Origin of the sequence: Streptomyces sp. B1I3, from assembly GCF_030816615.1 — a bacterium.
In the GTDB taxonomy this organism is placed as follows: Bacteria; Actinomycetota; Actinomycetes; order Streptomycetales; family Streptomycetaceae; genus Streptomyces.
This window is the reverse complement of record NZ_JAUSYD010000001.1, coordinates 276,217-298,995: the sequence shown is the minus strand read 5'-3', so window position 1 is coordinate 298,995 and position 22,779 is coordinate 276,217. Positions and strand designations below refer to the sequence as shown.

Genomic DNA, 22,779 nt, shown 5'->3' with positions numbered 1-22,779 from the left:
TCAGGCGAGGGCGAGGTCGAGCAGGGCGGCGGCGTTCCGGCCGCGTACGGCGTCGAGGTCGGTCCCGGACAGCCGGGCCGTGCGGAGGGCGGCGACCGGATCGTCCGTGCCCATGTCGAAGGGGAAGTCGGAGCCGAGCAGGACCCGGTCGGCGCCGGCCACGCGGACCAGCTCGCGCAGGACGTGCGGGTCGTGGACGAGAGAGTCGAAGTACAGCCGCTTCAGGTAGCTGCTGGGCAGGTGCGCGCAGCCCGCCCCCGCGTCCGCGCGTGTGGTCCAGGCGTGGTCGCTGCGGCCGATGTGGGTGGGCAGGTAGCCGCCGCCGTGTGCGGCGATCACCTTCAGAGCGGGATGGCGGTCCAGGACGCCCGAGAAGATGAGATGGGAGAGCGCGACGGCGTTCTCGGTGGGCTGGCCGACGGTGTTGGACAGGTACCACCGGTCCAGGCGCTCGTCGAGCGTGCACCCGAAGGGGTGCAGGAAGAGCACCGCGCCGCTTTCCTCCGCCCGGGCCCACAGGGGCTCGTACGCCGGATCGGACAGTTCCCGGCCCGGTGCGTGGCTGGAGATCTCCACGCCGAGGAGCCCGTGCCCCAGGGCGTCGTCGAGGGCTTCCACGGCCTGCTCCGGGTGCTGGAGCGGTACGAGTCCCAGCCCGCGCAAGCGCTTCGGAGCCGCCGCGCAATGTGCCGCGGTGGCCTCGTTGGCGAGGCGGTACACCTTCTCTGCCGTCTCCTCGTCCGCCCAGTAGTGGTAGTGCGAGGGGGAGGGGCTGACCAGCTGTACGTCGACGCCCTGCCCGTCCATCGCCGCCAGGCGCTCGGCGACGTCCGTCAGTTTCGGGATGCGTTCACGGACCATGGGTCCGCTCACTGCGAGGGCCTCGGCGCCGTTGCGCCTGGCGTCCAGCGCCCTGGCGGCGTCGTGGCCCGGCAGGCCTGCCACCAGTGCCTCGACCTCGGGCAGCAGGACATGGGCGTGCACGTCGACGGTGGACACGGTCACGGCAGCTCCCGGAGCATCGTCATGGTGCGGGCCATCAGGCCGGGTACGTCGGCGTCCCGCACGCCGTCCAGCTGCCACTGCCCGATCCGGACGGACGCCTCCACCACCGGCCGGACCCGGGAGATCCGCCGCTCGTAGTACGCCTGGAACAGTGCGTCGTCCCAGGTGTCCGATTCGGTCAGCATCTGTGCGAGGACCCACGCGTCCTCCAGGGACAGCGCGGCGCCCTGGGCGAGGGTCGGCGGGCAGCAGTGCGCGGCGTCGCCGATCAGCACGACCCGGCCGCGGTGCCAGCAGCCCTCCACCAGCATCCGGTCGAACCAGGTGTAGTTGACCTGCTCCGGGTCGGTGATGTGAGCGGTGATCTCCGGCCAGAAGCCGCCGTACGCAGAAGCCAGGCTGCGCATCTCGTCGGCGTAGGACCCGGCCGGGATCGAGGCGCGATCGCGATTGGCCTCGACCACGTAGGCGTACAGGGTGGTGTCGCTGGTGGGGCAGTAGCCGGCGATGTAGGCCGGGCCGCCGTAGGCGAGGTCGGTGCGGGTCACGCCGGCCGGCCGGGGGGCGGCGATACGCCAGATCGCCATGCCGGTCGGCTCGGGCTTCGCCGTCATGCCGAGCGCCGTGCGCGTGGTGGATCCCAGCCCGTCGGCGGCGACCACCAGGTCGTAACGGCCCTCGGAGCCGTCGCTGAAGCGCACGGAGACCCCGTCGGCGTCCTGCCCGAGGATCTCGGCGGTGATGCCCAGACGGACGGACGCGCCGGTGGCGCGCACGGCCTCGATCAGGATGCGCTGGAGCTGTGGCCGCTGCATGCCGACGGTGGCGGGCAGGTCGTCGCCACCGCTGCGGATGTCGTCCTGCACGTGCAGGACGGTCCCGTCAGGGGAGGTGATGCCGACCGATCCGAAGCCGAAGCCCGAGGCTTCGACCTGCTCCCACACGCCCAGCTCCCGCAGCACGCGCAGGGCGTTCCCCTGCAGGGTGATGCCCGAGCCGGCGGTGGCGTTCCAGTCGTCCTTGGCTTCGATCAGGTGCACGTCGAGACCGGCGCGAGACAGCAGGAGCGTCACCGCGTTGCCGGCCGCGCCGCCACCGATCACCAGGACCGTACGATGCTCATTCATGGTGGGACTTCCTTGTTCCTGGCACTACTTGACGGCGATCGGGTTGACGGGAGAGCCGACTGCGCCGGTGATGGGGAGGGGCGCGGCGGTGAGCCAGAACTCGTACACGCCGTCGGCGGCGCAGTCCTCGGCGAGGGCGTCCAGATCCCACATCTCGCCGATCAGCAGTCCGATGTTGGGTATCGCGACCTGGTGCAACGGCTGGAAGGCGTCCGCGAACTCGTTGGGCCGCACCTCGAAGCCCCAGGTGTCGGTGGCGATCGCGGCGATCTCCGTGCCGTGCAGCCAGCCGGCTGCGGTGAAGGACAGACCGGGAGCCGCACCGCCCGCGTAGTCGCCCCAGCCGTCACGCCGGGCCCGGGTGAGCTGTCCCGTGCGCACCAGGACGAGGTCGCCGCGGCCGACGGCCGTGCCCTGGGTCTCGGCAGTCGTTGCCAGGTGTTCCCCGGTGATGGCGAAACCGTCGGGCAGCTCGCCGTCCTCACCGATGGCACGGCCCACGTCCAGGAGGACGCCGCGCCCGGCGACGTGCGGGGCCATGTGCTCGATCCCGGTGACCAGGTCACCTTCGGAGGTGACGACCTTTTCGGCCGGCCTTCCGTTCCACGCCCTGCCGTGGTCGAAGATGTGCCCGAGCCCGTCCCATTGGGTGGAGCACTGCAACGGCATGGCGATGACGTCGTCGGCGCCGCCGAGGCCGTGCGGGAAGCCCTGCCCTCCGGCAACCGCGTCGGTGCCCGTGTCGAGCATGGTGTGCACCGGGTTGGTACGCCGGCGCCATCCCTTCTGCGGGCCGTGCATGTCGAAGCGCTGGGAGAGGGAGAAGCTGACACCCCGCCGGATCAGGGCCGCGCCCTCACGGCGCTTGCCCTCGTCCAGGAAGTTGAGGGTGCCCAGGACGTCGTCCTCGCCCCAGCGACCCCAGTTGGAGTACGCCTCGGCGGCCTCCGCGATCGAGCCCTCGGGGTCGGTGCGGTCGAGGCTCACGACGCCTCCGTCACACAGCGGGTGCGCTGGACGCCGAGCCCGGTGACCGAGCCCTCCATGACGTCCCCGTCGCGCAGCAGCCGGCCCCAGTGCATGCCGTTGCCGGCCGGGCTGCCCGTCAGCACGAGGTCGCCGGGGAGGAGTCGTGCGGTCTGCGAGGCGTACGCCACCACGCGCGCCGTGTCGAAGAGCATGTCCTTGGTGGACTCGTCCTGCATGGTCTCGCCGTTCAGCTTCAGCGTCACCTGCAGGTCGTCCGGGTCGGCGATCGACGAGGCGGGCACGATCCAGGGGCCGAGCGGCGTGAACCCGGGGGCGTTCTTGCTGCGCAGCCAGTCCGTACCGATCTGCGGCATGTCCCGGCGGAAGACCGTGGCGCGATCGGTGAGGTCGTTGGCGATCGTGTAACCGGCGACGTACTCCAGCGCCTCCCCGGCGGACACCCGGTGGGCCGGACGGCCGATGACCACAGCCAACTCCAGTTCCCAGTCGGGCTTTTCGGCCCATGCGGGAAGTGTGACGTCATCGTAGGGGCCGGTGATCGCGCTGGGCAGACCGATGAAGACGTAGGGCAGGTCCTCCGCTGCCCGACGGTCCATGATCTCTGCGGCCTCGGCGCGCCGCTCCTCTTCGGACCGCTCATCGGCCGGATCCCGGTGCGCGACGTGCAGGTCGATGACGTGCTGCCGGTAGTTGGCGCCCGACTGGAACACCTGGCGCGGCTCGACCGGAGCGTGCACCCGGAAGTCCGCCAACGGCCTCCGCTCCAGGCTCCCGTCGGCGGCCAGCGCCGTGAGCCGCACCGCAGCCGTGTCCCACTCGTCCAGGAGATCACGGATGGACAGACGGTCGTCGCCGAAGGCGACGCGCAGGTCGAGCACCTGCCCGTCCGCGGTGACGAGTGCGGGGAAGGCCGGTCCCCCTGGTACCGAGAGCGTGGCGAGAGCGAACGGTCCGGCGAAGAGTGCGGACGCGGATGCAGGTATCACGAACATGTCCTCCTGATTGCGGTGTGACTAATCTGGACCCGTCACCTGCAATCAGGGAAATCGATTCTGTGGATGATTGCCATCCACGACATTTATTTCTCCCTGGTCAGCGCCTTACCGCAAAGGGAAGCCCCGTGAATCTGGCCCGCCTCGACCTCAACCTCGTCGTCGCCCTGCGCGCTCTGCTGGAGGAACGCAACGTCACCCGCGCCGGGCAGCGCATCGGGCTCAGCCAGCCCGCGATGAGCGCTGCCCTTGCCCGGTTGCGCCGCCACTTCGACGACGACCTGCTCGCCCGCGTAGGCGGCCACTACGAGCTCACCGCCCTCGGCCAGGTCCTCCTTGCCCGCACTTCGGCCGCGTACGAAGTGATGGAACGCCTCTTCGCGAGTCAGGCAGACTTCGACCCGGGCAGTGAGACGCGTGAGTTCAAGCTCGTGGCGTCCGACTACGCGGTCGCCGTGTTCGGGACCGAACTCGCCCGGGTGGTGCACGAGGAGGCCCCCGGCATCCGGTTGCGCTTCAGCCAGACCCCGCCCACCGTGGTCGACGACACGGCCACCCTGCTGAGCACCACCGACGGACTGCTCATGCCGCACGGCGTCATCAGCGACTTCCCCGCCACCGACCTCTACGAGGACCGCTGGGTCTTCCTCGTCGCCGACGGCCATCCGACTGTGGACGACCGCCTCACCCGCAATGATCTGGGACGGCTGCCGTGGGTCACCTACCAGCGCACCTACGACGCTCCGGCCGTACGCCAACTGGGCATGCTCGGCATCGAACCGCAGGTGGAAGTCTCCGTCGACAGCTTCCAGCTGCTGCCGCTGCTGGTGGCGGGTACCCGGCGCATCACCCTGGTGCAGGCGCGCCTCGCCCGGCTTCTCGCGCCGCTCGCCGCTGTCCACGTCGTCGAGCCGCCCTACGAAGCGGTCCCCTTGCGGGAGGCACTGTGGTGGCACCCCGTACACACGCACGACGCGGCCCACATCTGGCTGCGTGAGACCGCGGCCCGCGTGGGCAGGCGGATGGCCGATGCGCCCGCGGCGGCTCCCGTCGGACCCTGACGGACGTGCGCCCGCCCCTCGGTGGCTTCCGCCGGCGCCGGGGACGGCAACCACCGGAAGCAACGACGGGCGAGTCCTCGCAGCATTCGGCAGGCGCGTACCTCACGATCCGGCCGCCCTCGCCGGTCCGCTCCCGTGGCACCTTCGTCCGGGGCGCCGGGCGGCTGTCGCAGTGAGGCGTCGCAGTACGGCGTGGGCGGCAGGGCCCCAGGTGGGCTTGCCTCCCGGGCGGCCGTGGACACCGGCGTCACCGATGTGCATGCCGCCGAGGGCACGCAGCACCGCCCAGCCGCGGGCGCGGCGCAGGGCCGCGGGGGCCGGGTTCGGCCGGTACGTCGCGTGAGGTCGAGCCGGGAACAGGCGTCGAAGCAGCAAGGGCAGGTACTGCGGCGGCGGGCCCTGGGCTACCGGCCGCGCGTGCGGGGGCCGCCGTACTGCTGGTCGGAAACAGGTTCGGCCCAGGTCGTCTCGGGGGTGCCGTCCCCGGTGTTCTCCCACATGGCGATGTGTTCCATGAACCGGTCGGGGGCAGCGCCGTGCCAGTGCTCCTCGCCGGGCGGGCAGTTGACGGTCTCGCCGGGGTGGGCTTCGAAGACGGTGCCGTCCCGGGTGCCGATCAGAGCGACACCGGAGACGACGTGCAAGGTCTGCCCGACGGCATGGCTGTGCCAGTTGGTGCGGGCGCCGGGTGAGAAGCGGACCAGGTTGGCACGCATGCGGGAGGGTTCCTGGCCGGCGACGATGACGTCCCACCAGACGTCGCCGGTGAACCAGTCGGTCGGTGCCTTGCTGGTCGACTGGGGCTTGATGAATTCCATGTGGTGTCCTTCAGGTGCTGCGGTACGGGGATGAGGCTGGTCACCGGGTGACGCGGCCGCCGGTCGACAGTACGGCGACGCCGGTGACGAAGCCGGCTCCAGGGCCGTCGGGACGACCTCGTCGGCGATGCCGAGCCGGGTGATGGGCCGGTCGGCCCCGGTGCCGTCGCGTCCCCACTTCGCGATCATCTCGCCGACCGTCGGGGCGTCGGTGCAGGTGTGTGCGGGCCGGCGGCCGGTATCCGGCCCCGGGCGCTGGGTCAGGGCTTGAGGAGGGCCTTGACGGCACGGCGCTCGTCCATGGCTTCGTAGCCTTCGGCGACCTGCTCCAAGGGCAGGGTGAGGTCGAAGACCTTGCCCGGGTCGATCCGGCCCGACAGGACCCGGTCGATCAGGTCGGGCAGGTAACGGCGCACGGGGGCGGGACCGCCTCGCAGACCGACGTGGGAGAAGAACAGCTCCTGCCCGTCGACGGCGACCTCGTGGGGAACACCGACGAAGCCGACGCTGCCGCCGGGCCGCGCCGAGTGCAGGGCCTGCCGCATGGCCTCGGCGGTCCCGACGCACTCCAGCACACTGTCGGCGCCGATCCCACCGGTCAGCTCCTTGACCCGGGCCACGCCCTCGTCGCCGCGCTCGGTGACGATGTCGGTGGCGCCGAACTCGCGCGCGAGCTTCTGCCTGGGCTCGTGGCGGCTCATCGCGATGATCCGAGCCGCACCGAGTTCCTTCGCCGCGATCACCCCGCACAGACCGACTGCGCCGTCACCGACCACCACGGCGGTGGAGCCGGGCTTGACCTCGGCGGCGTCGGCGGCCCACCACCCGGTGCCCATGACATCGGAGACGGCCAGCAGACCGGGCCAGACCTCCTCGTCAGGGTGCTCATCGGTGGCGACCAGGGTGCCCTGGGCGTTGGGGATGCGCACGTAGTCGGCCTGGCAGGTGCTCATGAACTCCCGGTGCAGACAGTTCGACTGGAAACCGTTCCGGCAGTTCGCGCAGGTGTTGTCCGAGGTGGCGAACGAGCCGACGACGAACTGGCCCGGCCTGACCGAGGTGACCTCGCTGCCGACCTCCTCCACGAAACCGACGTACTCGTGCCCCATCGGGTGCGGATCGCCGATCGGCTCCAGGCCCCGGTAGGGCCACAGGTCGGAACCGCACACACACGTGACGGCTGTACGGATGACCGCATCGGTCGGCCGGAGGATCTTCGGGTCGTCGAGAGACTCGAAGCGCACATCACCGGGGGCGTGGATCACTGCTCCGCGCATGGAAATCCTTCCGTAGTAGGTCACGGGCCCTGCGGTGCCGCTCACGGGTGCGCCTGGGACAGGGGCGGTGCTGTCCGCCGGGGCGCGACCTCACGGCTTCCCCCGCCGTCGGCGGGGGAGAGGGCCACTTCATCCAGGTAACCGGCATCGGCCCGGGGCAGCCAGTCACTGTCAAGGGGTGTACCGCCAATGCACCCCTGCCGCAGCGCGCGGCACGTACGGTCGAGGGGGCAGCGAGCGAGAGGCCCGCGAGAGTCTCTCGCCTCCGGACGAGCCGATATCACCCCTGAGGAGGCCGGACCGTCCGGACTTCCACGTACCCGGTCAGATGCCGGACCGGCACCTGCACCGCCCCTGTTGCGAACTGCCCGACCTCCGTGACGACGCACACCGTCGTCAACACGATGCGCCGTTCCGGGACCCGGCGCACGACGAACGGCGAGGCCACCGGTGAGACTGCGGTCGTTGTCACCCGGGTCCGTGCTCGCGCTCGTGCGACCGGACGTGACCTCAGGCTCCCCGTCCTGCAAACGGGCACGGTCAGGAACGGGCAGATCACCGAGGTCCGGCCGTTCTGCTGGGACACCCAGGCGATCGCCGACCCATGCGCCGGGTCCGCGAGCCGAGACCGGCTGCACATCCGCTGACACAGCCACTCGTCGAGGAGGGGCCGGTGTGTTCTCGCGTGCGACCCACGCGATACATGCGACCCGTGGGGCAAGACCCTCGGCCCTTCCCGTCCGGGACCTCCGATCGCCGGTCCGGGAGTGCCGTTGACTGGCGCGCAGAGGGCGCGGATCGACCTGTTCCCGGTCGGCCTTCGACCGCGAGGCGTACAAGAAACGCAACCGTGTCCAGCGATGAACCGGGCACCACGGTGAGGCACCAAGACCTCCGGTGTGCTGGAGACCCGGCACCCCCACCGCACCGCAGGTCTTGCCTCCGACCAGGACCCACGTCGACAGCGCCCGTGGTCACTACACCTGGAGCGCGACGGCTTCCTCCACCGTGGCCCTCACCTCCAGGACTGTGTCGACTCCGGTGATCTCCAGGAGGCGCCGCAGCTGGGGCCCAGGGGCGGCCACGCACAGGGGGACGGCTCGGTGGGTGACAAGCAGCAGGTTGAGCAACGACGAATCCGCGAAGGTGACACCGGAGGCGTCCAGGACCACGTTCGGGTGCTTGCGGGTCGCGGCTGTCAACGCCTCGGCCAGGGGCCGGATCGAGTCCACGTCGTAGGAGCCGTATGCGGCGACGACCCAGGCGCCTTGCCGTTCGTACTGCACCACACGCTCCCGCGCCGGCTCCGGCCCGGCCTGGGCAGGCGTGTGTGGGCCGCTTTCGTCGGCGTCGCTGACGCGCGTTGATGTGCCGGTCTCGCTGCACCGCACTGCCGGGGCCTCCTGCACTTCTTTCCTGTCGGCGATTACACGAAAAGTATGTCATGTAGTCGAGTTCCGGCAACTGCGTACCCCTAAAATGGAGTGCATGCTCGGAGTACCTGAAGCCCACACCGGATGGACGTTCATCACCAATCACGCGCGCGTGCTGGCAGCCATCGCAGACGACCCGAACGCCAGGATCCGCGACATCGCCGCGCACTGCCGGCTCACGGAGCGCGCGGTCCAGCGGATCATTTCCGACCTCGAGCGGGACGGTTACCTCTCCCACACCCGCGAGGGGCGTGCGAACACCTACCGCATCCAGCCGGACAAGGTACTGCGCCACCCCGCAGAAGCCGGCCTCTCCGTGGCCTCCCTGCTCTCTCTTCTCGTGCAGGACGAGAGCGACCGCAGCCGAAAGCCGGACTCTCAGTAGCCGGGCTCGAGCCGACGACGTGCGCGCAGCGGGCCGATGGACACGTGCCGCCGCGGGGCCGTTCCGTCGGAGGCCGTAAACGGGCCCCAGCCGGGCCGCACGCCGCCTGAAGCGGACCGACCACCTCGACCTGTACCGCCACCCAGCACCGTGGCCATCCGAACACGCCGGTCGAGGAGACCGGGCGGTGGCGGAGCCGAGGGCGAGGGGCAGGGGCCGTTTCTTCGGCCTGTCCGAAGCCGGGCGCCGGACACGTTCCGCGGTGCCCACGTCGTCCGCCGCGTCGCCGCCGTCCGGCCGGTGCGCGCTGTGGACGCGCGGCCCGGAGGAGTGCGGATGTCCGGTGCACCTGGCACCCGCCGACAAGGAGCGGGCCGGCGCAGCCGAGGTGGGCGCCGCGCGGCGCAGGTCGCGCCGGTCTGACTGCTGGCCCACAGTGAGGATATCGCCCCGTACCCGGCCAGGCGGGTGGCCCAGGTCGAGGAAGACGCCGCCGCCGACATCCGGCTGACCCCAGGAGCGCTCGGCGGGTCTCCGGCCTGCCTCCGGCTGCCGGAGAGACGCACCAGAAGGGCGCCCCGCAGATGCGTGCACGCTGCCCCGGCCCGCACAACACACTCGTCCGTAAGGAGCTGTCATGCAGACCCGCACCCTGAACAACGGCGTCGAAATGCCGATCCTCGGCTTCGGCGTCTACCAGATTCCGCCCGAGCAGACCGAGCGAGCCGTCAGTGACGCCCTCGCGGCCGGATACCGGTCCCTGGACACGGCCGCGGCTTACGGTAACGAGGAGGCCGTCGGCCGCGCGATCAGGAGCAGCGGCATCCCCCGTGAGGACCTGTTCGTCACGACCAAGCTGTGGATTTCGGATGCCGGTGACGACAGGGCGAAGCGCGCGTTCGACACCTCCCTGCGCAAGCTGGGGCTGGATCACCTCGACCTGTATCTGATCCACCAGCCCTACGGCGATGTCTACGGCTCCTGGCGGGCCATGGAAGCCCTGCACCGCGAAGGTCTCATCCGGGCGATCGGGGTTTCGAACTTCTACCCGGACCGGCTCGTCGACCTCATCGACCACAACGAGATCACCCCGGCGGTGAACCAGGTCGAGACCCATCCGTTCTTCCAGCGCACCGCGGACCAGGAGCTGATGCGTGAGCGCGGGGTGCAGATCGAGTCGTGGGGCCCCTTCGCCGAGGGACGCAACAACCTGTTCACCGACCCGCGTCTGAGCGCGATCGCCACCGCGCACGGCAAGTCAGTGGCGCAGGTCGTGTTGCGCTGGCTCGTTCAGCGCGGTGTCGTCGTCATCCCGAAGTCGGTGCGCGCCGAGCGCATGGCGGAGAACCTCGACATCTTCGACTTCGAGCTCACCGACGACCAGATGGCGACCGTCGCCGCCCTGGACACGGGGGTCTCGCTCTTCTTCGACCACCGCGACCCGGCCATGGTCAGCCGGCTCGGCAACGTCACCCTCACCCCCTGAACCACCATCGTGGAGACCACGGCAGCGTGGATCGACTCGGACCTGGCGGAGGCCGGCGCGCCGCCGAGGGGCTGGGCACCGAGTCGGAACGCGCCGGCGGTTGCGTCCACCCGGCCGGAGCCGGCCTCGGCGACGGCGGTGAACGCCTTCTTCAGGGTTCATGGCCGGCACACACCGCGCCCCGTTCTCGTAGGGCACGCACCGGCCCGCGTCCGACACCTTCGATCTGTGCCGTTCACCCGCGGGGGCGGCTATGGACGCCCACAGGCCTGCCGGGACGCGGTCGGCCTCGCAATCGGCCGCCTTCTCTCCATTTCTGCCCGGGCCTCCGCCTGCCTCGCTGCACATTCCGAGACACCACCGCGCACCCGCGTACGACACGCCTGACCCACATCCTGCCGCCGTGGGCGGACCGCGGTGCGCGGCCCCACCCAGGTCCGGCGGATCAGCCCGGCGTCACCGCGCCCTCCGGCACTCCGAACCACTCCTCCAGCGCCTCCGCCAGCCCGGCCGTAGATGTCGGCGCCTGCGCGCCCGTGTCGGCCGCCCAGGCCGTGAAGCCGTCCGGCCGGACGAGGACCGCCGCCAGGTCCGGGTGGGACGGGCAGCCGGTCGTGACGGTGTCGACGCAGTCGGCGTACCCCGAGGCAAGAGCCTGGAGTTCCGGGTCGCCGGTGAGGTCGAGCAGGATCGCCCGACCGCCCTGGAGGTGGTCCGCGACGCGGCCGCCGTCGGTGAGCCGGAGGTCCGGGGTGCTGCGACCGGTCAGCGGGTGCTCGCCGGGCAGCTCGTACCGCACTCCTGCTCCGTTGAGCCGCGCCGCGAGGTACGTGGTGCCCACGACCGTCCCGGCCAGGTCACTGACGATCTCGCGCAGGGCCCGGGACTGCGGGTCCGGGCGCATGGCCGCGACCTGGGACCGGGTCCAGTCCAGGACCCACGCGCCGACCGGGTGCCGCTCGGAGGTGTACGTGTCGAGCAGCCCTTCCCTCGCCCGGCCGCGGATCACCGCAGCGAGCTTCCAGCCGAGGTTCATCGCGTCCCCGATACCCAGGCTCAGTCCCTGGCTCCCGAACGCGGAATGCACGTGTGCCGCGTCGCCCGCCAGCAGCACCCGGCCCCTGCGGTACTCGGTGACCTGGCGGGCGTGGTCGGTGAAACGGGTCACCGTCCGCACCCGGGTGATGGTGACGTCCACGCCGGATACGCGTCGCAGCCGCGCCTGCAGGTCCTCGGTGGTCACCGGCGCGTCCCGGTCGGCCGGCGGGCCGTCGAACTCGACGGTGACGATACGGCCCGGCATCGGCCCGTGGGCGTACACCCCGGTGTCCGTGGCGGTCCAGCCGACCGTCAGATCCTCGGAGCCGGTCATCTCCACGATCGCCTGGTGACAGGTGATCTCCGGTTCCGTACCGGGGAATTCGAACCCCGCGAGCTTGCGCACCGTGCTGCGGCCGCCGTCGCAGCCGACGAGCCAGCCGGCGCGTATCGCCCCCCTGTTCGTCCGTACGGTGACTGCCCCGTCGTCCGCCTCGAAGCCGGTCAGCTCCACTCCCCGGCGCACATCGACGCCCAGGTCGTCCGCCCGCCTGCCGAGCAGCCGCTCGATGTCCTGCTGCGCCACGAGGCTGACGTCGGCGGCGGGCCCGGCGTCGCCGAAGCCGGGGTCCGTACGGTCCACCAGGTCGGCGCGCAGCATGATCCCGCCGAAGTGCCCGACGAAACCGAGTCCTTGGCCTGCAGCCCTGCCTTCGCTCCCGCCGTTGCGCTCGCGCATGAACGCCCGGAAGCGGTCCATGGCCTGTCGCTGCACCTCGGCCAGCGCGGGCAACATCCCCCGGCGGTAGAGCGCCTCGGCGCTGGGCGTGGTGATCGCTCCGCCCTTGATTGTCGGGTCCACTTCGGTGAGGCGCTCCAGGACGGCCACCCGCGCGCCCCCGAGCCGGAGCTCGCAGGCCAGCATCAGTCCGACCGGGCCGCCTCCGGCCACCACTACGTCATAGTCCATGGCGCCCACTATGACCGAGGGCCGAAAAGCCCCTGTAACCGCCCTGACCAGCCACAACAGGTGCCGCGATGTCAAGGTGCCGGCCTCGCGGGAATGGCGGGGAGCGAGCCGTCCGTGCCCCGCTCGGCCACGTGCACGGAAGTGGTCGTGGCGGCCACCGCTGAGCGGCGCCGGTACGGGCATGACGTGCGCGGATGCCCCGGGACACGGTGACCGGAGAGATACGGCCACCACTCGGCACACGGCCGTCGCGCCGAGCGGGCCGCCGGGCCGGTCCGCCGTGCCGGTCCGGTCGGTCCTCCATCCCCCGAACCGGAACGTGACGCAGTGCCGTGCCGGTGTGCGCCGTCAGGCCCCTTACGGCTGCGCGGCGTTCAGCTTCGGTCGCTGTCCGGGATCCGCACCGGGCGCATCCTCCGACGCCGGCAGTGTGCCGCGGAACGTGCGTCGGTACCTCAGCGGCGACACGCCGATCGCGGCGTGGAGGTGCTGGCGCAGGGACGTGCCGGTGGCGAAGCCGACCCGGCCGGCGATGTCATCCACCGGCAGATCGCTCGACTCGAGCAGATGGCGCGCCTGTGCCACGCGCTGCTGCGCCAGCCACCTGCCCGGGCTCATCCCCACCTCGTCCTTGAAGCGCCGGGCGAAGGTCCGCAGGCTCATACGGGCGTGACCCGCCAACTCGGCCAGGCTGAGGGGTTCGTCGAGGTGCTCCAGGGCCCACTGGCGGGTCGCGGCCGTCCCACCGGCGGGCGCCGCGGGCACCGGCTGTTCGATGTACTGTGCCTGGCCGCCGTCCCGCCACGGCGGTACGACGCAGACGCGTGCCACGTGGTTGGCGACCTGCGTACCGCAGTCCTCGCGCACGAGGTGCAGGCAGACGTCCACCCCGGACGACGCACCCGCCGACGTGAGGATGTCGCCGTCGTCGACGAACAGGACATCCGGATCCAGGGCCACATCCGGGAACCAGTCGCGGAAGGTGTCGGCGAGCGCCCAGTGCGTCGTGGCGGCCCGGCCGTCCAGGAGCCCGGCCGCGGCGAGGACGAACGCACCCGTGCAGATAGACACGATGCGTGTGCCGGGCTTCACCGATGCGAGAGCGTCCACGACGCTCCGCGGGATCTCCCGCGCCAGACGGTCCATGTCGAACGGAGGGATGACGACGGTATCGGCGGTGGACAGAACCTGCGGGCCGTGCTCGACAGTGATCGAGAAGTCGGAGTTGGTCCGCACCTGCGCCCCGTCGATTCCGCAGGTCAAAACCTCATACCTGCCCCCGGCCGCGCCGAAGACGCGGCTCGGGATGCCCAGCTCGAACGGATAGACCCCGTCGAGGGCGAGTACGACGACGCGGTGAACGCTTCCCATGGCAGGATCCTGTCGAAAGGTGGCAATCATGCCATGGTACGTGCGGCGGGGAACCGGGAGGCTGGTCCCATGACGAACGACACGAACTCCGACGCACCCACCACCATGCTGGCCATCAGCCAGGACACGCACGGGAGCCCCGAGGTCCTCAAGCCGACCCGGCTCCCGAGGCCCGTACCCGGACCGAGCCAGATCCTGGTCGCCGTCCGCGCGGCCGGCATCAACCCCACCGACTGGAAGCACCGGTCCCAAGGGCTCTTCCTGGACCGCCTCCCGCTCGTCCTCGGCTGGGACGTCTCCGGTGTCGTCGAGGCGGTCGGGTACGGCGTGACCCTGTTCGAGCCGGGCGACGAGGTCTTCGGGATGCTCCCCTACCCGTTCGGCGTAGGTTCCCACGCGGAGTTCGTGACCGGGCCGGCTCGCGCCTTCACCCACAAGCCGGCCGGAATCGACCATGTCCAGGCGGGGGCCCTTCCGCTGGCCGCGCTCACGGCTTACCAGGCGATCGTCGACACCGCCGACGTCCGAACCGGACAGCGCGTACTCATCCACGCGGCAGCCGGTGGTGTCGGGCACCTTGCCGTGCAGATCGCCAAGTCCCGCGGCGCGTACGTCATCGGCACCGCCAGCGCGCCGAAGCACGACTTCGTCCGCGCCCTCGGCGCTGACGAGGTGATCGACTACCACACCACCGACTTCGCTCGTGCCGTGAGCGACGTCGACATGGTCCTCGACCCGCTCGCCGGGGACACCCGGACCCGGTCCCTGGAGGTTCTTCGTCCTGGTGGCGTCGTCGTGTCCCTGCTGGGCGGCGCCACGCCCGACGAAGCGGCGAGGGCCGCTGAACTCGGCGTACGCGTGCGGACACTGCTCGTCGAGGCCGACCACGCGGGTATGCGCGCCGTTGCCGACCTCGTCGAAGCGGGCTCGCTGCGCGCCCACATCGATGCCACGTTCCCACTGGTGGAGGCGGCCAAGGCGCATTCCCTCGGTGAGACGGGCCGTACGACCGGCAAGATCGTTCTGGTCGTGGCGGCCGGAGCCGAGTGAGAGGCCGGCAGGAGGGCTCGGGCCGGCCGGCCCGAGCCCTCCTGCCGTGACAGGGTGCGCGCTTCCTGTCACGGGGAGGCCGTAGGTACCCACTGCGGCATGGTGACGACCGGCACCGGCGCTTTCGGTCCGGCCTCCCGCGATCTGCGGTCCGACGCGGGTGGTGCCGAGGACGATGCCTACGGGTGGTCGAGTGCGTCTCCTGCGTTCGATGTCGATCTGAGGCGAGCATGAGCGGGGCGGCTCGAGTCGCTCCTGAATGCGGCGAGTGTGCCCGCGAGTTCGGCGGCGTGCCCCCCGGTCGGGCCGCGCGTGCCCGCGGCTGGTCATCGGCGCTCGATGACGAGGCAGCCGCAGATGTCGGCACAAGGGTGGCGACCGGAGTATGTCCCGCAGCGAGCGACGGCGCGCCGCCGCTCCGCCGGCGACGACGGCGACGTCGTGCTGCCCCTGCCTGTGGCCGGCGACTCAGGGCAGCATGGTCTCGATGAGGTCTGCGGCGCGCGCTGTCCCACCCGCTGCCTGCGCGTCGGCGCGCAGCAGCGCGGAGCGACGGGCGACCTCCGGGTCGGTGGTCAGGTCGTGCAAGGCCGCACGCAGGGTATCGGCGGTGGCCTGGGAGGTGTCGATACGGCGTGCTACGCCCAGTTCCACGAGCCGGTCGGCGTTCATGAACTGCTCGGCACCCTGTGGCACGGCGATCATCGGGACGCCCGCAAGGAGTCCTTCGCCGCAGCCGCCCATGCCGGCGTGGGTGACGAAGGCGTCCGCCTGTTCCAGGATCGCCCGCTGCGGGACCCAGGGGTGTACCTCCACGTTGGGCGGGATGGAGCCGAGTTCGTGCGGGTCGGTGTACCTGCCGATCTGGAGGACGACGTGCCAGCCGGGCAGGTCGCCGTAGGCAGCCACACACTGACGGTAGAACTCCGGTCGGCGGGTGTACGCGGAGCCCAGGGAGATCAGGAGCACGTTCTCCGCGTCCGCCGGCCGGGTCCAGCTGCCCGTGTCCGCAGTTGTGCCGAAGCACGGCCCGACGAAGGTCACTGTGTCGGTGTCGACCTGGTCGGCGTGCGGTTGCATGGCCCGGGTGATCAGGGCGAGGGCCTTCTCCGGGCGCCCGGAGAAGGTATCGACGTCGGTGGTGGATGCCCCCGAGCCGGCCAGCCACTGTGTGAACCTGGCCCGGTAGGCGTCGGCGCCGGGCAGTGCCCGGAGGTGTGCCGCGACGTCCTTGTCGTAACCGTCCCAGGCCACGAACGTCGGGGAGAGCTGAACGACGGGCCGCTTCTGTGATTCAGCGAGGGCGCGCGCAGCATAGGCGCCGATGTCGTACAGGTACAGGTCCGCCGGGTCGTGCTCATAGGCGTTCCGCAGCTGCGGGAGGGCCTGCACGGCATCGTCGAGGAAAAGCCCCATCGCTGCGATGGGGTCGGCGGGCCAGTCGTTGTCGGCGACCGGCAACACGGAATCGCAGGGGATGAGTTCGGCGCCGGTGGCCGCGATCAGTTCCGTCACGGCCGGGTCGTTGGCGTAGGTCACCCGATGGCCGCGGGCCACCAGCTCGCGGATGATCTCGAGGCTCGGCAGGACGTGACTGACGGCGGGGATGCCGACCATCGCGATGTGGGCACGGCGGCTGGGCATGAGCGACCTCTCGTGTCGGGTGCGGGGTGGGCGCAACAGAGGTGTGTGCGTCGGTGTCACGGCCGAAGGTCGTCCGGGGCGGCTGCTTCCAGTTCGGCGATCGAGCCCGACATGATCGTCCGTACGTGTTCAGTGAGGTGTTCTGCGGGCCAGTCCCACCAGGCCACCTCGAGGAGCCGGCCGACTTCCTGGTCGTCGTAGCGGGTGCGGATGAGCCGGGCCGGGTTGCCGCCCACGATGCCGTAGTCGGGTACGTCGCTCGTGACCACGGCGCCGGAGGCGATGATCGCGCCGTGTCCGATGCGTACGCCGGGCATGACCGTCGCACTGTGGCCGAACCAGACGTCGTTGCCCACGACGGTGTCCCCTCGGCTGGGCAGGTTCGTGAGCAGGTCGAAGTGTTCCGACCACGAGCCTCCCATCGTGGGGAAGGGGAAGGTCGATGGGCCGTCCATGCGGTGGTTGGCGCCGTTCATGATGAAGCGCACTCCGGTGCCCAGCGCGCAGAATCTGCCGATGACGAGCCTTTCGGGGCCGTAGTGGTACAGGACGTTGCGCGTCTCGAACGCGGTCGCGTCGTCGGGATCGTCGTAGTAGGAGTACTCGCCGACTTCGATCAGCGGGGACCGCACCAGGGGTTTGAGCAGTACAACCCGGGCTTGGCCGGGCATCGGGTGCAGCACGGTGGGGTCGGGGGGAACAGCTGGCATCGTGAGTCGATTCCTTTCGGGAACGGGTCAGAGGGCCGGACCGGTGACCTCGGTATCCGGCTGCGGGGGCGCGGGGCGTGCAGGATCAGGTGAGTTTCCCTCCAGCCGCCCGAGCAACCGGTCGAGGCCGGCGAGGGCGAGGGCGCCCGCGAAACCGGCAGAGGTGGCCTCCGGATCCTCGGTAGGGGAGGGGGAGAAGTGGTTGGTGCGCTCGTCGCGCAGCAGAACGTCCACAGGCCGGCTGACCAGTCGCGCCAGGGCGAGCCGCTGCAGCTGCCCGGCGGAGAGCCGGGCGGTCGGCCGTACGAACCGGGCACGTGCGAACTGTTGGAGGACAGAGTGCTTCGGCGTGGACGGAAAATCGGTTACCACCGACGATTTCGGCTCGCTCGCCCCTGGCGAGCGAGCAGGTCACCGAGTCGAGAACGGGCTTGCCGTGGAAGGGCCTGCCGGCAGCGGGCGCAGTGATGTGGGTAGGCACGTGGGGGACTCCGGAGGAGTGGGGAACGGGACGGTCACCCTGGACCGCGAGCCGGACGATGGCTTCGGGGGAACACCGATCACTCCACTAGTGCGACGGTCGTTGCATTAAGATGCTGCCATGGTCCAGCCGCGCCCAGCAACCGGATTCCCCATGGCCGACTCACCGGACCATCCGCCGGAACACGCCCGCCCTGGTGCCGCACCGCCCGCCCGCCGACCGGGCGGCCGTACCTCCCGCATCCGCACCCAAGTACTCGACGCGGTGCGCGCCGAACTCGGCGAACACGGCTACGAAGGGCTCACGGTGGAGGGTGTCGCAGCACGCGCGGGAGTGCACCGCGCCACGGTCTACCGGCGCTGGCAGGACATCGGAGGCCTGATCGCCGATGTGCTCGTCGCCACCGGTGAGGACGACTGGCAGCCCCCGGACACCGGCTCCCTGCGTGGCGACCTGACGGCATTGAACGAGGAGATCCAGGAATCCTTGTCCGTACAACCGTCCCTCGCAGAAGCCCTGATGGCGGCCTCGTTCCGCTCCGACCGAGCCGCCCGCGCGCAGCAGCGGCTGTGGGAGGACCGGTATACGCGCTGCGAGGCCCTCGTGGAGCGCGCGGTCAGACGCGGAGAACTGCCACCGCACACGGATGCGCGGGGCCTGCTGATCGCCTCCACCGCACCGCTCTACCACCAACTGGTGCTCCTGCGGACCGCCCCTGATCCCCAGTTGCCCGGCTACGCCGCCACGACAGCCGCTCTGGCCGCCACCGCCGGAGCGTTCACCCGTACAACTGCGGACACGGAATCCTGACGGGCGGGCACGCGCGGCCCATGCGGGCGGGAGCAGGGTGCGCGAGCAGTCCTTTGCCGGGCGGACAGGGCGGTGCGGCAAGCAGGAGGAGCAAGGTTCGGGTGCCGGCCGACATAGTTGTGCTGGACGATACGGTCCGTCTTGTCGGCCTTCCGGGTAACACGTCCCAGGTACCAGGCTCAGCCCGGCTTCTGCGTGACCGCTTCCGCGGGTCTCGCCTGGAGCTACCCACGGCCGCCGAAAAGGCACACCAGAACTGATGACCTCGGGCGAGCATGCCGACGATCGACGGGGACGACATGGCGGAAGCGGCGAGAGCACACGGCAACGCAGGACTGTGCACACGGATGGCCCCGCCCCAGGTCAGTCCACGACGGCTACCCCGACGCCGATTGCGATGAAGAGGCCGCCGCTGATCTGTTCCCAGCGCCGACGCCAGGTGGGACGGTCGAACGCCGGGCGCAGGCGGGCGGCGACGCCTGCCAGGACCAGCCAGTAGACGAGGCCGATGACGACGTCGAGCGTGCCGAGGAGAAAGATTTGCTCAGTGGTCGAGCCACCTCGGTCGATGAACTGCGGCAGGACGCTCAGAAAGAACAACGCGGCTTTCGGATTGAGCACGTTGGTGAGGAAGCCCTCGGCGAAACTGCTCCGGCGGCTGCCGGACGTCGCCTCCCGCCCAGGTGGCACGCAGTCCTGGCGCTCGTGCTCGCGCCCCGCCGTCTCGCGCTGCTTCCTGGCGTTGAGCAGGGCACGCACCCCCAGATGAACCAGATACGCGGCGCCCGCCAGCTTGATGACGGTGAACGCGACAGCGGACCGGGTGGCGATCACCGAAAGGCCCAGCGCCGCAGCGCACATGTGCACGCACAGTCCCGACTGCGCCCCCAGTGCCGCCGCACGGCCCAGCGAGGCACGACGCGCGGCCGCCCGCACGATCACGAGGAAGTCCGGTCCGGGCACCAGATAAGCCAGCAGCACGACCCCGAGGAAGCCGGCGAGATCGACCGACATCATGTTGCTCCGTCCTGCGCCCGACCGCCGGACGCCTCCTGCCTGAGCGGGTTCCACCGATTCCGCTCCCCATGCGGGCGAACGCGCGGGACGCCCCGCCGGAGCGGTCGCCGCTCCGGCACCTGGGGAGCACGTGGACCGGATGCATCTTCCCCCCGAAGCCGCCCTCATGGTCGCGGGTGTCGCTCCCGACTGCGCCGCCCTGTCTGCCGGACGTACCGGCAGACGGAACCGGGAGTCCGGTTGCTGCAGGACGGAGCCCGGCGGCTCCGGATCCGGCGCAGGGCGCGGAGCCCGTCGTCCCCACCGGCGGGTCGGCCCGGCGATCGATCTGTGGCCCCGCCCCGTGTTGCTCTGCTCGCGATCGGTGTGGACGGCGGAGGACGGAACCCGCCCTCGCCTCCTCAGCCCGTGGCGGCGTTGAGGAGGTCGAGCACGCTCTGCTGGCAGCCGTAGCCGGTCGTCCCGCTGCCCCCGTTCCAGTGCGGACCGTACTGGTCGAGCGGGTTGCGGTCGCGGTCGTAAGCGCTGTTCGCCCATCGGGTGAGGGCGGGCGCATAGGGGCGATCGGCCAGGTGGCGGTTGAGGGTCCCGAGGCCGCGCACGTAGGCGCCCTTGAAGCTCGGCCCGTCTCCCGTGCAGCTGTCGCCCTCGCCGGGTTCGCGCAGGACGCCGTCCGTCTGGAGCCGGACGGTGGAGGCGTCGGCCAGGCCGCGTGCGGTCGTCAGGAGGCCGGAGTCGCCGGTGGCTTCGTGGAATTCGGTCAACGCGCCCAGAATGACGCCCTGGTTGTACGTCCATGCTGTCTGACCGTTGTTGGCGCAGGTGTCGCTGAGACCGTCGTTGATCATGCGGTCACCGTTGATCATGCCGCTGCGCTGGAACCAGTTCCATTCATTCCTCGCCCGCTCCAGGTAGACCGTGTCGCCGGGGATGCGGTTGTGCAGGGCCGAAGTGAGCTGGAGGAAGAGCTCGTTGGTGATGGCGTTCTTGTAGTTGCCGTTCGTGCTCCACCGGACCCCGCCACCACAGGTGTTGTTCCAGTTGGCGTACATGTGGTCCGCGTCGGCCCGCGCGGTGTCCAGGTATCGGCGGTCGCCGGTCAGGTCGTACGCGTCGATCCAGGCCAGCCCCCACCAACCGGTGTCATCGAGGTACTCGTTCCGGAACTGCCCACCCTGCGCGTTGAGGTTCTTCTCGTACATGTCGGCGATGGCGTAGGTATAGCTGCCCATGCCACTGATCCGGATGTTGTCGATGACCGCGGTCAGCGCGTTGGCACCGGTCCACCAGCCGTTGCCACCGAAGAGCTTGCTGCCCCGGTCGAACGACATCATCAGGGCGGTGGCCGCCGCGGTGCTCCTGCTCCCCGCGTTCCAGGTGGTACGCGCCCAGGGCGTACACGCGATGGAGCCTCCGGCAGGCTGCCCGCAAGCCCGAAGGGCTCCGACGCCCTGGGTGTTCCAGTCATCGACGTTGTACATCTGCGTGCGCCATCCTCGCCCTCCGGAAGGCACCGCTGTGTCGCCCAGACGACTGCCTTCGGGCCAGGTTCGGCCGCCGTCCATGGAGCGGTCCAGCCACACGCGGTCGTTGGATCCGCCGTTGTCGATGGACGCCCACCCCATCGCGTCGGAGTCGTCGAAGTGCAGAGCGATCGACCGCGAGGAGACCGTGGTGGTGACGGGGACACGGTCCTGAGGGCTCAGCGCCGGATCCCGCGCATCGCAGTACTTGTTGCACACGACCGACGGCGCAGCGGCGGCGGGAGCTGACGACAGGCCGCCGAAGGCAAGGGCGGACAACGTTGTCAGAACAGCGCAGAGAACGGCCGACGTGGAACTGGCTGGCTTCATGGAGAAGGCTCCCGAAACGTATGGGCACGGGGAGAAACGCCCTACCGACTGCAGGAGAACGCTCTCTGAAGGTAACCACACGGCATGGTCACGTCAACGCATCGAGCCGTACTCCCCGTACTGGTGTCGGGGCCTGCTACCGGCCGGGGTACGCGCCGTCAGGAGGTGGTCGGCCCCCGGCCTGGGCGGCGGACCTGCTGGGCAGAGGCGAGGCAGGCCGATCCTTCCTCACGGCGGGTCGGGCGGGATCGCGGTGGGCAGTACGAGCTGCCGATCACACCGGCCCGTGGACTGCGGCGGCCGAAGAACAAGGAGCTAGACGCCGGTCTTTCCGTCGACGAGTTCACGCACGATGTCGAGGTGACCGTTGTGCCGGGAGATCTCTTCGATGAGGTGGAGGATCACCCAGCGCAGGTTCACGTGCCGGCCGTCGCCTATAGGACGCTCGGCCGTCGAGTGCAGGTCGCGGTCGGCCAACAGCAGGCGGTAGCGCACCCCTTGGTCCTCGTACTCGGCGAGAAGCTGGGGCAACGGGATGTCGATCGCTGTCCGCATCTCGGGGTCGGGGTCGTCGTCGGTTGCCTCGGTGAGCGGCCCCTCGGGCTCCTCGCCGAGGAACATCACCTGCACCCAGTGATGCTCGACCCATCGTAGGTGGCTGATCAGCCCGCTGATCGTCATCAACGGTGAACGCGGGAGCGGCGCCTTACGGGCGTCCTCCTCGGACACGCCCTCACACTTGGCGAGCGCCGTGTCACGGGCGTAATCCAGGAAGGTGGCCAGCTGTGTACGTTCGTCCCATGTGGGGGGTGTATCGCTTCGTCGTGTCATCGCGGATGAGGCTTCCACATCTCGGAGGCGGTGTCGTGTGATTTAGGATCTGCGCACGCGGGCGCGCAACCACCGCCTTGTCGCGTGCTTTTGCGCGGCCTGCCGGACACGCCTTGAGGGCGTCGAGCACGGCGCTTGCTTCGGGACCGACGGTGGGACCTTCCGATGCGTGAAGCCGGCTCATGCGTGTCCGGCCCGACGCCCTCGACCGCGAACGGCTTTTCCAGCACGGTGGGCCCCACGTCACCTGGTGACACCTGCGCTGCCTGCTGGGCTCGTGTACGGTGGGCCGCCACCCCAAGGGCAGGCCCCCGCGATCTTGCTGGGCATCCGTGCACCGCCGGCCGTCCGCGAGCGACGGGCCACGTCAAGTCGTGACAACTGATGCCGCACGCAACGGATCTGCCTGGTGCTCATGCCGTCACCTCGT

21 protein-coding genes and 1 pseudogene are annotated in these 22,779 nt (G+C 70.4%); 6 read left to right on the top strand and 16 right to left on the bottom strand.

What is annotated here, in order from left to right; all coding sequences use genetic code 11:
- Genes QFZ58_RS01495 through QFZ58_RS01480 form a run of 4 tightly spaced genes read right to left on the bottom strand, consistent with a single transcriptional unit; the run spans nucleotide 1 to nucleotide 4,114 of the window.
- Nucleotides 1–1,005 carry an amidohydrolase family protein gene (locus QFZ58_RS01495; protein ID WP_307123037.1) on the bottom strand — a complete coding sequence of 335 codons (1,005 nt, stop codon included), beginning with the start codon at nucleotides 1,003–1,005 and terminating at the stop codon, nucleotides 1–3.
- A complete protein-coding gene (locus QFZ58_RS01490; protein ID WP_307123036.1) occupies nucleotides 1,002–2,132 on the bottom strand; it encodes an FAD-dependent oxidoreductase in 1,131 nt (376 codons plus the stop codon). The genes QFZ58_RS01495 and QFZ58_RS01490 overlap by 4 nt, the downstream gene beginning before the upstream one ends.
- A 24-nt stretch (nucleotides 2,133–2,156) precedes the next feature.
- Nucleotides 2,157–3,119 (bottom strand): cyclase family protein, encoded by a 963-nt coding sequence (locus QFZ58_RS01485; RefSeq protein ID WP_307123035.1) that lies wholly within the window; start codon nucleotides 3,117–3,119, stop codon nucleotides 2,157–2,159.
- Entirely contained in the window at nucleotides 3,116–4,114 is a 999-nt protein-coding gene (locus tag QFZ58_RS01480; protein WP_307123034.1) for a fumarylacetoacetate hydrolase family protein, read from the bottom strand. Before QFZ58_RS01480 ends, QFZ58_RS01485 begins: the two co-directional genes overlap by 4 nt.
- Before the next feature lie 128 nt (nucleotides 4,115–4,242).
- Here QFZ58_RS01480 and QFZ58_RS01475 point away from each other — a divergent pair, with 128 nt between their 5' ends.
- Nucleotides 4,243–5,175, top strand: coding sequence for a LysR family transcriptional regulator (locus QFZ58_RS01475; protein WP_307123033.1), 933 nt, complete (start codon nucleotides 4,243–4,245; stop codon nucleotides 5,173–5,175).
- 102 nt (nucleotides 5,176–5,277) lie between these two features.
- Here QFZ58_RS01475 and QFZ58_RS01470 read toward each other — a convergent pair.
- The 3 genes and pseudogenes from QFZ58_RS01470 to QFZ58_RS01460 all read right to left on the bottom strand — a co-directional run.
- A pseudogene (locus QFZ58_RS01470) lies at nucleotides 5,278–5,517 on the bottom strand (hypothetical protein); the annotation flags it as partial.
- A gap of 62 nt (nucleotides 5,518–5,579) precedes the next feature.
- Nucleotides 5,580–5,993: a cupin domain-containing protein gene (locus QFZ58_RS01465; RefSeq protein WP_307123032.1), complete on the bottom strand. Its 414-nt coding sequence runs from the start codon at nucleotides 5,991–5,993 to the stop codon at nucleotides 5,580–5,582.
- Nucleotides 5,994–6,253: 260 nt separating this feature from the next.
- Nucleotides 6,254–7,270, bottom strand: a complete 1,017-nt coding sequence (locus tag QFZ58_RS01460; protein WP_307123031.1) for a zinc-dependent alcohol dehydrogenase family protein — start codon at nucleotides 7,268–7,270, stop codon at nucleotides 6,254–6,256.
- A 377-nt stretch (nucleotides 7,271–7,647) separates the two neighbouring features.
- On the opposite strand from QFZ58_RS01460, the gene QFZ58_RS01455 reads away from it, so the two are divergent.
- Entirely contained in the window at nucleotides 7,648–7,917 is a 270-nt protein-coding gene (locus QFZ58_RS01455; RefSeq protein ID WP_373428503.1) for a nuclear transport factor 2 family protein, read from the top strand.
- Between the two features lie 330 nt (nucleotides 7,918–8,247).
- Here the strand turns inward: QFZ58_RS01455 and QFZ58_RS01450 are convergent, their stop codons facing one another.
- The gene (locus tag QFZ58_RS01450; protein ID WP_373428502.1) at nucleotides 8,248–8,556 is read right to left on the bottom strand and encodes an STAS domain-containing protein; all 309 of its coding nucleotides are present in this window, start codon (nucleotides 8,554–8,556) and stop codon (nucleotides 8,248–8,250) included.
- Nucleotides 8,557–8,758: 202 nt separating this feature from the next.
- Here QFZ58_RS01450 and QFZ58_RS01445 point away from each other — a divergent pair, with 202 nt between their 5' ends.
- Together QFZ58_RS01445 and QFZ58_RS01440 are read left to right on the top strand one after the other, a co-directional pair.
- Complete coding sequence (locus QFZ58_RS01445; protein ID WP_307123029.1) at nucleotides 8,759–9,088, top strand: helix-turn-helix domain-containing protein; 330 nt, start codon at nucleotides 8,759–8,761, stop codon at nucleotides 9,086–9,088.
- Between the two features lie 637 nt (nucleotides 9,089–9,725).
- A complete protein-coding gene (locus QFZ58_RS01440; RefSeq protein WP_307123028.1) occupies nucleotides 9,726–10,574 on the top strand; it encodes an aldo/keto reductase in 849 nt (282 codons plus the stop codon).
- Between the two features lie 445 nt (nucleotides 10,575–11,019).
- Here QFZ58_RS01440 and QFZ58_RS01435 read toward each other — a convergent pair whose 3' ends face one another.
- Both QFZ58_RS01435 and QFZ58_RS01430 read right to left on the bottom strand, forming a co-directional pair.
- Entirely contained in the window at nucleotides 11,020–12,582 is a 1,563-nt protein-coding gene (locus tag QFZ58_RS01435) for an FAD-dependent monooxygenase (protein ID WP_307123027.1), read from the bottom strand.
- A 357-nt stretch (nucleotides 12,583–12,939) separates the two neighbouring features.
- A complete protein-coding gene (locus QFZ58_RS01430; protein WP_307123026.1) occupies nucleotides 12,940–13,953 on the bottom strand; it encodes a GlxA family transcriptional regulator in 1,014 nt (337 codons plus the stop codon).
- Nucleotides 13,954–14,058: 105 nt separating this feature from the next.
- Between QFZ58_RS01430 and QFZ58_RS01425 the strand changes: the two genes are divergently transcribed.
- Nucleotides 14,059–15,003, top strand: coding sequence for an NADP-dependent oxidoreductase (locus QFZ58_RS01425; protein WP_307128741.1), 945 nt, complete (start codon nucleotides 14,059–14,061; stop codon nucleotides 15,001–15,003).
- Between the two features lie 468 nt (nucleotides 15,004–15,471).
- Here QFZ58_RS01425 and QFZ58_RS01420 read toward each other — a convergent pair whose 3' ends face one another.
- From QFZ58_RS01420 to QFZ58_RS01410, 3 genes are read right to left on the bottom strand one after another with little or no spacing between them, the layout of a single operon-like run.
- Nucleotides 15,472–16,647 (bottom strand): macrolide family glycosyltransferase, encoded by a 1,176-nt coding sequence (locus QFZ58_RS01420; protein WP_307123025.1) that lies wholly within the window; start codon nucleotides 16,645–16,647, stop codon nucleotides 15,472–15,474.
- Nucleotides 16,648–16,703: 56 nt separating this feature from the next.
- Entirely contained in the window at nucleotides 16,704–17,357 is a 654-nt protein-coding gene (locus QFZ58_RS01415) for a CatB-related O-acetyltransferase (RefSeq protein ID WP_307123024.1), read from the bottom strand.
- A 27-nt stretch (nucleotides 17,358–17,384) separates the two neighbouring features.
- Nucleotides 17,385–17,729 carry a hypothetical protein gene (locus tag QFZ58_RS01410; RefSeq protein ID WP_307123023.1) on the bottom strand — a complete coding sequence of 115 codons (345 nt, stop codon included), beginning with the start codon at nucleotides 17,727–17,729 and terminating at the stop codon, nucleotides 17,385–17,387.
- Nucleotides 17,730–17,991: 262 nt separating this feature from the next.
- Between QFZ58_RS01410 and QFZ58_RS01405 the strand changes: the two genes are divergently transcribed.
- Nucleotides 17,992–18,648, top strand: a complete 657-nt coding sequence (locus QFZ58_RS01405; RefSeq protein WP_307123022.1) for a TetR/AcrR family transcriptional regulator — start codon at nucleotides 17,992–17,994, stop codon at nucleotides 18,646–18,648.
- Nucleotides 18,649–19,011: 363 nt separating this feature from the next.
- Here the strand turns inward: QFZ58_RS01405 and QFZ58_RS01400 are convergent, their stop codons facing one another.
- The 3 genes from QFZ58_RS01400 to QFZ58_RS01390 all read right to left on the bottom strand — a co-directional run bounded on the left by QFZ58_RS01400 (nucleotide 19,012) and on the right by QFZ58_RS01390 (nucleotide 22,349).
- A complete protein-coding gene (locus tag QFZ58_RS01400; protein ID WP_307123021.1) occupies nucleotides 19,012–19,665 on the bottom strand; it encodes a LysE family translocator in 654 nt (217 codons plus the stop codon).
- Nucleotides 19,666–20,066: 401 nt separating this feature from the next.
- Nucleotides 20,067–21,518, bottom strand: a complete 1,452-nt coding sequence (locus QFZ58_RS01395) for a glycoside hydrolase family 76 protein (RefSeq protein WP_307123020.1) — start codon at nucleotides 21,516–21,518, stop codon at nucleotides 20,067–20,069.
- Between the two features lie 315 nt (nucleotides 21,519–21,833).
- Nucleotides 21,834–22,349 (bottom strand): DinB family protein, encoded by a 516-nt coding sequence (locus QFZ58_RS01390; RefSeq protein WP_307123019.1) that lies wholly within the window; start codon nucleotides 22,347–22,349, stop codon nucleotides 21,834–21,836.
- Nucleotides 22,350–22,779: the final 430 nt, after the last annotated feature.

What these genes read in the sequence shown, in the direction of transcription:
- QFZ58_RS01490 (WP_307123036.1), bottom strand. Translation starts at nt 2,132, where the DNA reads ATGAATGAGCATCGTACGGTCCTGGTGATCGGTGGCGGCGCGGCCGGC.
- QFZ58_RS01480 (WP_307123034.1), bottom strand. Translation starts at nt 4,114, where the DNA reads ATGTTCGTGATACCTGCATCCGCGTCCGCACTCTTCGCCGGACCGTTC.
- QFZ58_RS01465 (WP_307123032.1), bottom strand. Translation starts at nt 5,993, where the DNA reads ATGGAATTCATCAAGCCCCAGTCGACCAGCAAGGCACCGACCGACTGG.
- QFZ58_RS01460 (WP_307123031.1), bottom strand. Translation starts at nt 7,270, where the DNA reads ATGCGCGGAGCAGTGATCCACGCCCCCGGTGATGTGCGCTTCGAGTCT.
- QFZ58_RS01445 (WP_307123029.1), top strand. Translation starts at nt 8,759, where the DNA reads ATGCTCGGAGTACCTGAAGCCCACACCGGATGGACGTTCATCACCAAT.
- QFZ58_RS01440 (WP_307123028.1), top strand. Translation starts at nt 9,726, where the DNA reads ATGCAGACCCGCACCCTGAACAACGGCGTCGAAATGCCGATCCTCGGC.
- QFZ58_RS01435 (WP_307123027.1), bottom strand. Translation starts at nt 12,582, where the DNA reads ATGGACTATGACGTAGTGGTGGCCGGAGGCGGCCCGGTCGGACTGATG.
- QFZ58_RS01430 (WP_307123026.1), bottom strand. Translation starts at nt 13,953, where the DNA reads ATGGGAAGCGTTCACCGCGTCGTCGTACTCGCCCTCGACGGGGTCTAT.
- QFZ58_RS01425 (WP_307128741.1), top strand. Translation starts at nt 14,059, where the DNA reads ATGCTGGCCATCAGCCAGGACACGCACGGGAGCCCCGAGGTCCTCAAG.
- QFZ58_RS01420 (WP_307123025.1), bottom strand. Translation starts at nt 16,647, where the DNA reads ATGCCCAGCCGCCGTGCCCACATCGCGATGGTCGGCATCCCCGCCGTC.
- QFZ58_RS01415 (WP_307123024.1), bottom strand. Translation starts at nt 17,357, where the DNA reads ATGCCAGCTGTTCCCCCCGACCCCACCGTGCTGCACCCGATGCCCGGC.
- QFZ58_RS01405 (WP_307123022.1), top strand. Translation starts at nt 17,992, where the DNA reads ATGGCCGACTCACCGGACCATCCGCCGGAACACGCCCGCCCTGGTGCC.
- QFZ58_RS01400 (WP_307123021.1), bottom strand. Translation starts at nt 19,665, where the DNA reads ATGATGTCGGTCGATCTCGCCGGCTTCCTCGGGGTCGTGCTGCTGGCT.
- QFZ58_RS01395 (WP_307123020.1), bottom strand. Translation starts at nt 21,518, where the DNA reads ATGAAGCCAGCCAGTTCCACGTCGGCCGTTCTCTGCGCTGTTCTGACA.
- QFZ58_RS01390 (WP_307123019.1), bottom strand. Translation starts at nt 22,349, where the DNA reads ATGACACGACGAAGCGATACACCCCCCACATGGGACGAACGTACACAG.